We start from the raw sequence: 12,213 nt of genomic DNA, 5'->3' as shown, positions 1-12,213 counted from the left end.
AGTTTGGCCACCAGCGCATCTGCCACTTGATCACCCACGCACACCGCCACCGAGATCGCCATGCAGCGCTCGCCGCAGGAACCGTAAGCCGCGCCCATCAGTGCGCTGACCGCGTTGTCCAGATCGGCATCCGGCATCAGCACCGCGTGGTTCTTCGCACCGCCCAGTGCCTGAACGCGTTTGCCGCGCTTGGTGCCTTCGGCGTAGATGTATTCGGCAATCGGCGTCGAACCGACGAAGCTCAGCGCTTTGACTTCCGGCGCTTCGATCAGCGCGTCGACCGCAGTCTTGTCGCCATGGACAACGCTCATCACGCCTTTCGGCAGACCGGCTTCCAGCAGCAGCTGGGCAATCAGCAGCGTGGAGCTTGGATCACGCTCCGACGGCTTGAGGATGAAGCAGTTGCCGCAGACGATTGCCAGTGGGTACATCCACAGCGGCACCATGGCCGGGAAGTTGAACGGCGTAATACCGGCAACGATGCCCAGCGGCTGGAAGTCCGACCATGCATCGATGTTCGGGCCAACGTTACGGCTGTACTCGCCCTTGAGGATTTCCGGGGCGGCGCAGGCGAACTCGACGTTCTCGATACCGCGCTTCAGTTCACCGGCGGCGTCTTCGAGAGTCTTGCCGTGCTCTTCGCTGATCAATTGCGAGATGCGTGCTTCGTTCTGCTCCAGCAGTTGCTTGAAGCGGAACATCACTTGGGCACGTTTGGCCGGTGGCGTGTTGCGCCATGCCGGGAACGCAGCCTTGGCGGCGTCGATGGCTTTCTGGATGGTCGCCTGGCTGGCCAGTGGCAGTTTGTGGATTGCCTGACCGGTGGACGGGTTGAACACATCAACCGCGCGACCGTTCTCGGTCACCAGTTCGCCATTGATCAAATGCGGGATAACGCTCATCGAGTAACTCCTGAATTCTTGTCCACAGACGCCCCCCGAAGAGACGTCTGCTGTTTGTACTTATATAGAGGGGAAAATCAGTCGAGCTTGTTCAGCACTTCGCCGACCGCGTCGAACAGACGATCAAGGTCTTGCGGCTTGCTGTTGAAGGTTGGGCCGAACTGCAGGGTGTCGCCGCCGAAGCGTACGTAGAACCCGGCTTTCCACAGCGCCATACCCGCTTCGAACGGACGCACGATGGCGTCGCCGTCACGATGGGCAATCTGGATCGCACCGGCCAGACCGTAGTTACGGATATCGATGACGTTCTTCGAGCCTTTCAGGCCATGCAGCGCGTTTTCGAAATGCGGTGCGACTTCGGCCACGCTCTGCACCAGGTTTTCCTTTTGCAGCAGGTCGAGTGCCGCCAGGCCAGCGGCGCAAGCCACCGGGTGCGCCGAGTAGGTGTAGCCGTGGGGGAATTCCACCGCGTATTCCGGCGTCGGCTGGTTCATGAAGGTCTGGTAGATCTCGGAGCTGGCAATCACCGCGCCCATCGGGATCGCGCCGTTGGTGACTTGCTTGGCGATGCACATCAGATCCGGGGTGACGCCAAAGCTGTCGGCGCCGAACATCGAACCGGTGCGGCCGAAACCGGTGATCACTTCGTCGAACACCAGCAGGATGTTGTGCTGATCGCAGATTTCGCGCAGACGCTTGAGATAACCCTGAGGTGGAACCAACACGCCAGCGGAACCGGCCATGGGTTCAACGAACACGGCAGCGATGTTCGACGCATCGTGCAGTTCGATCAGCTTCAACAGCTCATCAGCCAAAGCGATGCCACCCTGCTCGGGCATGCCACGGGAGAACGCATTGCTCGCCAGTAAAGTGTGCGGCAGGTGATCGACGTCCATCATCGCCTGACCGAACATTTTGCGGTTGCCGTTGACGCCACCGAGGCTGGTGCCGGCGATGTTCACACCGTGGTAGCCACGGGCACGGCCGATCATTTTGGTTTTGGTCGCCTGACCTTTCAGGCGCCAGTAGGCACGAACCATTTTCACCGCGGTGTCGGCGCACTCGGAGCCGGAATCGGTGAAGAACACGTGGTTCAGGTTGCCTGGGGTCAGGTCGGTGATTTTCTCGGCCAACTGGAACGACAGCGGATGGCCGTACTGGAAGCCCGGCGAATAATCGAGGGTGCCCAATTGTTTGGAGACGGCTTCCTGGATTTCCTTGCGGGTGTGCCCGGCGCCGCAGGTCCAAAGACCGGACAGCGAATCGTAGATCTTGCGGCCCTTGTCATCGAACAGCCAGCTGCCTTCGGCACCGACGATCAGACGCGGATCGCGCTGGAAGTTGCGGTTGGCGGTGTACGGCATCCAGTGCGCGTCCAGCTTCAGTTGGCTGGCCAGTGGCGACGGCGCGTGTTCAGGCATGTTCATCGGGCAAAACCTCGCAGGGCATAAGCGTCAGGGAGATAGAAAGCGTTGTTGCAGCTAAATTGCCACGCGGATAAAGTCGGTGAAATCCAACACTTCTAACCTTCAGTTAGATCATCACTAAACTTTGAGCGATCAAGCATGAGCAGCCGCCGTCCCGATCCGCTGGCCCAGGTCAGTGACTTTGATATTCGCCTGCTGCGGATTTTTCGCAGCGTAGTGGAATGTGGGGGGTTTTCAGCGGCGGAAACCGTGCTCGGCATTGGTCGATCGGCGATCAGCCAACAGATGAGCGATCTGGAACAACGCCTCGGTTTGCGCCTGTGCCAACGCGGCCGCGCCGGATTCTCGCTGACCGAAGAAGGTCGCGAGGTCTATCAATCCGCTCTGCAACTATTAAGTGCGCTTGAAAGTTTCCGCACTGAGGTCAACGGCCTGCACCAGCACTTGCGCGGCGAACTGATCATCGGCCTGACTGATAATCTCGTCACCCTGCCCCACATGCGCATCACCCACGCCCTCGCTCAGTTGAAAGAACGCGGGCCAGACGTACAAATCCAGATCCGCATGATCGCCCCCAATGAAGTCGAGCAAGGCGTGCTGGATGGGCGCTTGCACGTCGGTGTGGTGCCGCAGGCCAGTGCGCTTTCCGGATTGGAATACCAGCCGCTGTACAGCGAACGCTCGCTGCTTTATTGCGCGGTTGGGCATCCGCTGTTTTATGTCGATGACAAGCAACTGGACGACGAGCGCCTGAACAGTCAGGACGCTATTGCTCCGACATTCCGTTTGCCGGCGGAGATTCAGGCGCATTACCAGGCACTCAATTGCACCGCCAGTGCCTCCGACCGTGAAGGCATGGCGTTTCTGATTCTGACCGGGCGCTACATCGGTTACCTGCCGGATCACTACGCCAGCCTTTGGGTACAACAGGGCCGCTTGCGTGCATTAAAGGCGCAGACGCGTTTTTATGACCTGAGCCTCGCATCGGTCACGCGCAAGGGCCGGCGCCCCCATTTGGTGCTGGAAAGTTTTCTGGAGAGTCTGGCGGCGACGCGTTGAAAATCCTGCAAGGCCCAGCCACGTTGGGCCTCACAGATTAACTAGGTGAATAACCTGAGCAAGTGGACAGCTTTTTGCAAAGCAGGATCAACCTCGATCCTCCAAACAAGAAGCCCCCACCCATGCAGCCAGATACCGAATCGAACAGCGATCTGATCTACGGCCTCAACGACCGTCCGAAACCACCCGCCGCGATCCTCGCCGCCCTGCAACATGTGCTCGCCAGTTTCGTCGGCATCATCACCCCGCCGCTGGTGATCGGTTCAGCGCTCGGCTTGACCGCGCATTTGCCGTACCTGATCAGCATGGCGCTGATGGTGTCCGGTGTCGGCACGTTTATTCAGGCGCGTCGGCCGTTCGGCATTGGTGCCGGGATGATTTGTTTGCAAGGCACCAGTTTCGCCTTTCTCGGCGCGGTGCTGTCGGCGGGTTTTCTGGTCAAACAGCGTGGCGGCAGCCCGGAGGACATTCTGGCGATGATTTTCGGCGTGTGCTTTTTCGGCGCGATCGTGCAGATCGTACTCAGCCGCTTCATTGGTCAGTTGCGCCGCGTCGTTACGCCTCTGGTGACCGGAATTGTCATCACGCTGATCGGTATCAGCCTGATCAAGGTCGGCATCACCGATCTGGGCGGCGGCTTCAATGCGCCGGACTTTGGCGCGCCGGGCAATCTGGCGCTGGGCGTATTTGTTTTATTGACGATCATCCTGCTCAACCGCTCAAACACACCTTGGGTGCGGCTTTCGGCAATCATCATCGGCCTGGTGCTCGGCAGTCTGGCGGCGTGGTTCAGTGGGAAACTGGTGCCACAGCCATTGCCTGACCTGCCGCTGGTGAGTTTTCCCACACCATTCAAGTTCGGATTCAGCTTCGACTGGACGGCTTTCCTGCCGGTCGCGCTGATTTATCTGATCAGCACCATCGAAACCGTCGGCGACCTCACCGCCAATTGCATGCTCGCTCGCCAGCCAATCAGCGGTCCTTCTTATATAAGCCGCTTGCGTGGCGGCGTGCTCGGTGATGGCGTGAGTTGCATGATCGCCGCCACCTTCAGTGCGTTCCCCAACACCACATTTGCGCAGAACAACGGCGTGATCCAGTTGACCGGGGTTGCCAGTCGCTATGTCGGGTTGTACATCGGCGCGATTCTGTTTTGCCTCGGTCTGTTTCCAATGATCGGCGCGGTACTGCAACAGATTCCGAAACCGGTGCTCGGTGGTGCGACGCTGGTGATGTTCGGTGCGGTCGCCGCTGCCGGCGTGCGCATCCTCGCGCAGTCGCCGCTGGATCGGCGCAGCATGTTGATCATCGCCACGTCGTTCGGCGTCGGCCTGGGTATCGCCGCGCAACCAAACCTTTTGCACTTGCTGCCGAAACTGGTGCAAAACCTGTTCGACTCGGCGATCACCAGCGGCGGACTGACGGCGATCATCCTTTGCCTGCTGCTCCCGGAAGCCAAACCGGAGGCCGTAGAAGCCCATGCGCCGCTGAACAAGATCGAACAGGCGTAACGATTTTATTGTTTGAGGACTTGTCGGATGCCTGTGGGTGCGCTATCAACGCAACTGGTTGCACCCACAGACAAACCCGGAAGTGCCTATGACCTTTGAAGTCCCCGCTCACGGCGGCAAGCCCGCCAGCCGCATTCGTCAGAAGAACGAAGAGACCATCCTCAAAGCCGCCGAAGACGAGTTTGCCCGTCACGGGTACAAAGGCACCAGCATGAACACCATCGCCCAGAATGCCGGGTTACCCAAGGCGAACCTGCATTACTACTTCACCAACAAGCTGGGTTTGTACGTGGCGGTGCTGAGCAACATCATCGAGTTGTGGGACAGCACCTTCAACACCCTCACGGCCGAGGACGATCCGGCCGAAGCGCTGACCCGCTATATTCGCGCAAAAATGGAATTCTCCCGACGCCAGCCGCAAGCCTCACGCATTTTCGCGATGGAGGTGATCAGTGGTGGCGAATGCCTGACCGAGTATTTCAATCAGGACTACCGCACCTGGTTCACCGGTCGGGCCGCCGTGTTCCAGGCGTGGATCGATGCGGGCAAAATGGACCCTGTCGATCCGGTACACCTGATCTTCCTGCTGTGGGGCAGCACTCAGCACTACGCCGACTTCGCCACGCAAATCTGCCGAGTCAGCGGTCGCAGCAAGTTGACCAAACAAGACATGGAAGACGCCGGCAACAACCTGATCCGCATCATTCTCAAAGGCTGCGGCCTCACTCCTACTATTTAAGACGTCTATGCCTTTCACCCTCAGCGGATTTTGCGAGTACCGCGAAGAGATTCGCAAAAGCCGCTTCATCACCTTCGCCGCACCGATCGGCAGCCCCGCCGACGCGCAGGCGTTCTTCGAACAGCACAGCGACTTGAACGCCTCGCACAATTGCTGGGCGTGGAAACTCGGCGATCAATATCGCAGCAATGACGACGGCGAACCCGGCGGCACGGCTGGGCGACCGATTCTGGCGGCGATCGAAGCGCAGGATTGCGATCAAGTCGCGGTGCTGGTGATCCGCTGGTATGGCGGGATTCAACTGGGCACTGGCGGTCTGGCCCGAGCCTACGGCGGCGGTGCAAACAAATGCCTGCAAACGGCGGCGAAGGTCGAGTTGATCAGCCGCGTGCCGCTCCGCTGTGCCTGTGGGTTTGCCGAGTTGGCGCTGGTGAAGTTACGGGTGGCGGATTTGGGCGGGTTGGTGGTTGAGGAAAACTTCACTGCCAATGGCGTTGAATTGCAGCTGGCGGTGGGTGAGGCGCAGATTGAATTGTTGCAGAGCCAATTGGCAGATCTGAGTCGCGGAAGGATTCTGCTGCAGCGGTGAAGCAAGATCAAAAGATCGTCCGATCGCGGCCCGAGCGTTCCGCAGCGCCTACACTTGAAATGCGTTCTCCTGTAGGAGCTGCGGAACGCTGCGATCTTTTGGGGCGCCCCCGAAATTTCTTATTCCACAAACTTGCCCACATCTGCTGTGCACCCGACTGTGGATAACCTGAGCACATCCCGCTGTAACCCTTCTGTCACGTGGCTTTGCGCGGTTTGCTCACTTTTCGCTCAATCCGCCCGACGAAGTATAAATTTCAAACAGAAACAAGAAGTTAGCGTTGTTTATCACCATTAGAAGAAAGCACCGCAGTGCTTATGCCCGGCTTTATGGCTTGCTCACAATAACTGTGGAACAACCTGTGGATAACCCGTTCATGGCTGGCGCAGTCGCAGGTTCTGCATAGGCCCCACGCTTTTGCTCGTTTTTTGATCAGTTGCCAACGGGCAAAACTGGAGCCTGATCAACGGCTTTGCTCTCAATTGGTGCCGGCCACCACCACGATTCAGGCCGGGATGCTCTGCAATCGACGCGCTGGAACAGCGGTTGCGCGAGTTCCTGACTCAATGGCCAGGAAATTGCTTTATCCACAGGCACAACTCCAAGCCAGTCGAGCCTGTCATGCCCTCCCCAGATACAACGCCGCGCCTGCACCTGCGCCAAATCAGCAAACGCTATCCCGGTTGTCTGGCCAACGACGCCATCGACCTGAGCATCGCGCCGGGGGAAATCCATGCGCTGCTCGGTGAAAACGGCGCTGGCAAAAGTACGCTGATGAAGATCATCTACGGTGTGACCCAGGCCGACTCCGGCGAGATGCTCTGGCAAGGTCAGCGGGTGAACATCCGCAACCCGGCGCAGGCGCGGCAGTTGGGGATCGGCATGGTGTTCCAGCATTTCTCGCTGTTCGAAACCCTCAGCGTGGCGCAGAACATTGCCCTGGCGATGGGTGCCAAGGCTGGGACGCCGAAACAACTTGAGCCGAAGATTCGCGAAGTCTCGCGTCGTTATGGCATGGCGCTGGAACCGGAAAGACTTGTCCACAGCCTGTCGATTGGCGAGCGGCAACGGGTGGAAATCATTCGCTGCCTGATGCAGGACATTCGCCTGCTGATCCTCGACGAACCCACCTCGGTGTTGACGCCGCAAGAGGCCGACGAACTGTTCATCACTTTGCGTCGCCTCGCCGCCGAGGGCTGCAGCATTCTGTTTATCAGCCACAAATTGGGTGAAGTCCGCGCGTTGTGCCACAGCGCCACGGTGTTGCGCGGTGGGCGCGTAGCCGGGCATTGCGTACCGGCCGAATGCTCGGATCAGCAACTGGCGCAGTTGATGGTCGGCGAAGCGGCGGCGTTGATCGGTGATTATTCAAAGGTCAGCGGCGGCGCGGCGTTTTTGCAAGTCAGTGGCTTGAACTGGCACAACCCGGACCCGTTCGGCTGCTCGCTGAGCAACATCAACTTGCAAGTGCGCAGTGGTGAAATCGTCGGCATCGCCGGGGTCGCGGGCAATGGTCAGGATGAGTTGCTCGCCCTGCTCAGCGGCGAACAAACCCTGCCGCGCGCCGAGGCGGCGACGATTTGCTTCGCAGAACAATCTGTCGCCGATTTACGCCCGGATGCGCGGCGCAGCCTCGGTCTGGCGTTCGTCCCCGCTGAACGTCTCGGCCACGGCGCGGTGCCGGAGTTGAGTCTGGCGGACAACGCCCTGCTCACAGCCTTCCAACAAGGACTGGTCAGTAACGGCCTGATCCAGCGCGGCAAGGTCGAAGCCCTCGCGCAACAAATCATTCAACGCTTCGGCGTAAAAACCCCGGACACGCAAACCGCCGCGCGCAGTCTGTCCGGCGGCAATCTGCAGAAATTCATCCTCGGCCGGGAAATCCTCCAGCAACCGAAACTGCTGATCGCCGCGCACCCGACCTGGGGCGTGGACGTCGGCGCTGCCGCCACCATTCATCGCGCGTTGATCGCGTTGCGCGATGCCGGTGCGGCGATTCTGGTGATTTCCGAAGACCTCGACGAACTGTTCCAGGTCAGCGACCGCCTCGGCGCGTTGTGCGGCGGGAAAATATCTGCACTGCACAACACGGCGGACACCCAACTGAGCGATGTAGGCGGCTGGATGGCCGGCCAGTTCGATGCCCCTCAACAACACGCCACGGTTTAACGGAGTTTTCAACATGCTGCTTTCCCTCGAACCCCGTGGCCAGCAATCGCGCCTGATGCTCTGGTGCTCGCCGTTATTGGCGGCGGCGCTGACCCTCGGTTGCGGCTCGCTGCTGTTCATCGCCCTCGGCCATGATCCGCTGCAAACCTTGCACACGTTGCTGATCGCGCCGGTCAGTGACTTGTATGGCGTGTCTGAATTACTGGTCAAAGCCCTGCCGATTCTGCTCTGTGCACTGGGGCTGGCGGTGGCGTATCAGGCGCGGATCTGGAACATCGGCGCCGAAGGTCAACTGCTGCTCGGCGCATTGGCCGGCAGTGCCTTGGCGGTGAACATCATCGATATGCAAAGCCGTTGGGCACTGGGGCTTATTCTGCTGACCGGCACCCTCGCCGGCGCTGCGTGGGCCGGGCTGACGGCGTGGCTGCGCACGCGCTTCAACGCCAACGAAATCCTCACCAGCATCATGCTCAATTACATCGCGCTGAACCTGCTGCTGTTCTGCGTGCATGGGCCGCTGAAGGACCCGGCCGGGTTCAACTTTCCCGAGTCGGCGATGTTTGGCGACGCCAGCCGTTTGCCGCTGCTGATGGAGGACGGCCGCGTGCATGCCGGGGTGTATTTTGCTCTGCTCGCACTGGTTGCGGTGTGGGTGTTGTTGCAGAAAAGCTTTGTCGGGTTCCAGATCAAAGTGCTCGGGCTGGACAAGCGTGCGGCGGGGTTTGTCGGCTTTCGCGAGAAGCGATTGATCTGGCTGGCCCTGTTGATCAGCGGTGGTTTGGCAGGGCTTGCCGGAGTGTGCGAAGTCACCGGGCCGATCGGTCAATTGGTGCCGCAGGTTTCGCCGGGGTATGGCTATGCGGCGATTACCGTGGCGTTTCTCGGGCGGCTCAATCCGATCGGGATTCTGTTCTCCAGTCTGTTGATGGCGCTGCTGTACATCGGTGGCGAGAGCGCGCAAATGAGCCTGAATCTGCCGCAAGCGATTACCCAACTGTTCCAGGGAATGATGCTGTTTTTCCTGCTGGCCTGTGACGTGCTGATTCTCTATCGACCACGACTGAAACTGCGCTGGACACGGCGCGCCTCGACCACCGCCGTAACCGCCGGAGCGCTGTGATGGATATCGATCTGCTGAGCAATATTTTCTACGCCATGGTGCGGTGCGGTACGCCGCTGTTGTTGGTGGCGCTGGGTGAACTGATCTGCGAGAAAAGCGGCGTGCTCAACCTCGGGCAGGAAGGGATGATGCTGTTCGGCGCGGTGATCGGTTTTATCGTCGCGCTGAACAGCGGCAACCTGTGGCTCGGCGTGCTGCTGGCGATGCTCGCGGGGATGCTGCTGTCGTCGCTGTTTGCCTTGGTGGCGCTGGTGTTCAACGCCAATCAGGTGGCGACCGGTCTGGCGCTGACGATTTTTGGCGTGGGGCTGTCGACGTTTGTTGGCGCAGCGTGGGTGGGTAAACCACTGGCGGGTTTTGAGCCAATGGCGATTCCGTATTTGAGTGAAATCCCGCTGATCGGGCGGATGCTGTTTGCGCAGGATCTGCTGGTGTATCTGTCGTTTGCGCTGTTTGCGCTGGTGGCGTGGGTGATCATCAAAAGCCGTGTCGGGCTGATCATCCAAGCGGTTGGCGAGAACCCGGACGCTGCCAGTGCAATGGGATTGCCGGTGTTGACGGTGCGTACCTTGGCGGTGCTGTTTGGCGGGGCGATGGCGGGTTTGGCCGGGGCTTATCTGTCGTTGGCGTACACGCCGATGTGGGCGGAAAACATGACCGCCGGACGCGGCTGGATTGCCTTGGCACTGGTGGTGTTCGCCAGTTGGCGAGTGTGGCGGTTGTTGCTCGGGGCGTATCTGTTTGGCCTCGCCAGCATCCTGCACCTGGTGGCGCAGGGGTTGGGGCTGGCGATTCCGTCGAGCTTGCTGGCGATGCTGCCGTATGTGGCGACGATTGTGGTGCTGGTGTTGTTGTCACGCGATGCGCTACGCACGCGGTTGTATGCGCCGGTGTCGCTTGGGCAGCCTTGGCAATCAGGGCATTAGGGCGGCGATTTCACTCGCCCCATCGCTGGCAAGCCAGCTCCCACAGGTTTTTGTAGTGTGGCTGATATCTCATTCACATCCGGGATCCCTGTGGGAGCTGGCTTGCCAGCGATGGGGCCCGGACAGGCAACACCTGAGCAATGCCCCACGCCAGTTCGAAGAACAAGAAGATCACCAACAATGAACTGGCACCGTGTAACAAGGCATACGCCTGCCAAGCCGCAAACAAAAACCTGGCGACCGCGTCATACCGTCCAAAAAGCGCCTGTGGATCACGAATACGCAGCACCGCCCAGACACATACCACCGAGCCCAACAGATTCGCCATCAACATATGCACAGGCTGGAATGCCGGCAGTTCGCCGGGAAAATCCAGCGCGGTTAACAGCCCATGTAGAACAGCAAAACTCCACGGCGTAACAAACGCCGCCGTGACGATCAAGTCATACCAGGCGCTGCCGCGCACCACGTTTCGATACTGGGTTGCCGTCCACATCATCCATGCTCCAGAAATTTGAGGAGCAACCACGGTAAAGCCTGGAGTATGCTCCAGGGTCAAGCCCCTTTGAGACACCCACGATGCGCATCGGTGAATTAGCCCTGGCCAGCGCCGTCAGCCGCGACACGCTGCGTTTCTACGAGCAGCGCGGATTGATTGCGGCGCAACGCAGCGCCAACGGTTATCGCGACTATCCGCCGGAGATGGTGCAACTGGTGCTCTACATCAAGACTGCGCAGCGCCTGGGTTTTACTCTCGGCGAAATCGGCAACAGCGTTGCCGCGTTGTGGAACGCTCCCGATCCGGAAAATGCCGTGGCGCAATTGCTGCGCGACAAACTGCAACTGATCGAAACCCGCATGAGTGAACTCGACGCCTTGCGTCAGGAGTTGCAACTACGGCTCGGTCAGGCGTGTCCATTGAATCCTGAACCCTGACTTTCAAGGAACTCATCATGTCCCAGGCAAAAAACGCACTGATCATCGGCGCCTCCCGTGGCTTGGGCCTCGGTTTGGTGAAAACCCTGCTGGCCGATGGTTGGCAAGTGACGGCCACCGTGCGCAACCCCTCGAACGCCGAGGCGCTGCAAGCACTGGGCAACGTGCGCATCGAGAAACTCGACATGGATGACCAGCAAGCGGTCATTGCTTTGAGCCAACATCTGAAGGGCGAGACGTTTGACCTGCTGTTCGTCAATGCCGGGGTCAAAGGTCCGGCAGATCAGACGCCCGGCGGCGCGACACTGGCTGAGGTCGGTCAATTGTTTTTCACCAACGCCGTGGCGCCGATCAATCTGGCCCAGCGTTTTGTCGGGCAGATTCGCGACGGCAGCGGCGTGCTGGCGTTCATGAGTTCCGGGCTGGGCAGCGTGACGGTGCCGGACGCGCCGGAACTGGCGCTGTACAAGGCAAGCAAGGCTGCGCTGAACTCGATGACCAACAGCTTCGTGACGCAATTGGGCGAGCAGAAACTGACCGTGCTGTCGCTGCATCCGGGTTGGGTGAAAACAGATATGGGCGGCGATGGTGCCGACATCGATGTGGAAACCAGCACTCGCGGTTTGATCGATCAGGTCGACGCGTTTGCCGGCAAGGGCGGGCATCACTTCATCAACTACAAGGGTGAAACCATTCCCTGGTAACCCCGCCCCCCTGTAGGAGCTGCCGAAGGCTGCGATCTTTTGATTTTCAAGATCAAAAGATCGCAGCCTTCGGCAGCTCCTACAAGGGATGTGTATTTTCAGGCTGGAATGGGTGCTGTCCTGTCGGGTTG

At 59.6% G+C, this 12,213-nt stretch carries 12 protein-coding genes (1 of these 12 cut by a window edge); 9 read left to right on the top strand and 3 right to left on the bottom strand.

Translation table 11 applies throughout. The features are described 5' to 3' along the window. Together PSH79_RS03475 and PSH79_RS03470 are read right to left on the bottom strand one after the other, a co-directional pair. Positions 1-902, bottom strand: partial view of a CoA-acylating methylmalonate-semialdehyde dehydrogenase gene (locus tag PSH79_RS03475; RefSeq protein ID WP_103306253.1) — the 5' portion only. The gene continues 592 nt to the left of window position 1, outside the view; 902 of the gene's 1,494 nt are visible here — the first part of the coding sequence; the start codon lies at positions 900-902; its stop codon lies beyond the left edge, outside the window. Between the two features lie 77 nt (positions 903-979). Further along, on the bottom strand, positions 980-2,329 hold the full coding sequence (locus PSH79_RS03470) for an aspartate aminotransferase family protein (RefSeq protein WP_305441261.1): 1,350 nt from the start codon (positions 2,327-2,329) through the stop codon (positions 980-982). A gap of 138 nt (positions 2,330-2,467) precedes the next feature. On the opposite strand from PSH79_RS03470, the gene PSH79_RS03465 reads away from it, so the two are divergent. The 7 genes from PSH79_RS03465 to PSH79_RS03435 all read left to right on the top strand — a co-directional run bounded on the left by PSH79_RS03465 (position 2,468) and on the right by PSH79_RS03435 (position 10,442). After that, positions 2,468-3,388 carry a LysR family transcriptional regulator gene (locus tag PSH79_RS03465; RefSeq protein ID WP_305441260.1) on the top strand — a complete coding sequence of 307 codons (921 nt, stop codon included), beginning with the start codon at positions 2,468-2,470 and terminating at the stop codon, positions 3,386-3,388. Positions 3,389-3,510: 122 nt separating this feature from the next. Then, positions 3,511-4,899, top strand: coding sequence for a uracil-xanthine permease family protein (locus tag PSH79_RS03460; protein WP_305441259.1), 1,389 nt, complete (start codon positions 3,511-3,513; stop codon positions 4,897-4,899). Positions 4,900-4,987: 88 nt separating this feature from the next. Beyond that, the gene (locus tag PSH79_RS03455; protein ID WP_305441258.1) at positions 4,988-5,638 is read left to right on the top strand and encodes a TetR/AcrR family transcriptional regulator; all 651 of its coding nucleotides are present in this window, start codon (positions 4,988-4,990) and stop codon (positions 5,636-5,638) included. Positions 5,639-5,645: 7 nt separating this feature from the next. Beyond that, complete coding sequence (locus PSH79_RS03450) at positions 5,646-6,227, top strand: YigZ family protein (protein WP_305441257.1); 582 nt, start codon at positions 5,646-5,648, stop codon at positions 6,225-6,227. A gap of 621 nt (positions 6,228-6,848) precedes the next feature. Beyond that, positions 6,849-8,396 (top strand): ABC transporter ATP-binding protein, encoded by a 1,548-nt coding sequence (locus PSH79_RS03445; RefSeq protein ID WP_305441256.1) that lies wholly within the window; start codon positions 6,849-6,851, stop codon positions 8,394-8,396. A gap of 13 nt (positions 8,397-8,409) precedes the next feature. Beyond that, on the top strand, positions 8,410-9,516 hold the full coding sequence (locus PSH79_RS03440; protein ID WP_305441255.1) for an ABC transporter permease: 1,107 nt from the start codon (positions 8,410-8,412) through the stop codon (positions 9,514-9,516). Continuing rightward, complete coding sequence (locus tag PSH79_RS03435) at positions 9,516-10,442, top strand: ABC transporter permease (protein ID WP_305441254.1); 927 nt, start codon at positions 9,516-9,518, stop codon at positions 10,440-10,442. Before PSH79_RS03440 ends, PSH79_RS03435 begins: the two co-directional genes overlap by 1 nt. 73 nt (positions 10,443-10,515) lie before the next feature. Here the strand turns inward: PSH79_RS03435 and PSH79_RS03430 are convergent, their stop codons facing one another. Continuing rightward, positions 10,516-10,938 carry a hypothetical protein gene (locus PSH79_RS03430; RefSeq protein ID WP_305443859.1) on the bottom strand — a complete coding sequence of 141 codons (423 nt, stop codon included), beginning with the start codon at positions 10,936-10,938 and terminating at the stop codon, positions 10,516-10,518. An 83-nt stretch (positions 10,939-11,021) separates the two neighbouring features. Between PSH79_RS03430 and PSH79_RS03425 the strand changes: the two genes are divergently transcribed. Together PSH79_RS03425 and PSH79_RS03420 are read left to right on the top strand one after the other, a co-directional pair. Continuing rightward, positions 11,022-11,378 carry a MerR family transcriptional regulator gene (locus tag PSH79_RS03425; protein WP_305441253.1) on the top strand — a complete coding sequence of 119 codons (357 nt, stop codon included), beginning with the start codon at positions 11,022-11,024 and terminating at the stop codon, positions 11,376-11,378. 17 nt (positions 11,379-11,395) lie between these two features. After that, positions 11,396-12,082, top strand: a complete 687-nt coding sequence (locus tag PSH79_RS03420; RefSeq protein WP_305441252.1) for an SDR family oxidoreductase — start codon at positions 11,396-11,398, stop codon at positions 12,080-12,082. Positions 12,083-12,213: the final 131 nt, after the last annotated feature.

The sequence above is a fragment of the Pseudomonas sp. FP2196 genome, assembly GCF_030687715.1.
In the GTDB taxonomy this organism is placed as follows: domain Bacteria; phylum Pseudomonadota; class Gammaproteobacteria; order Pseudomonadales; family Pseudomonadaceae; genus Aquipseudomonas.
This window is presented reverse-complemented; position numbering and strand designations above follow the sequence as displayed.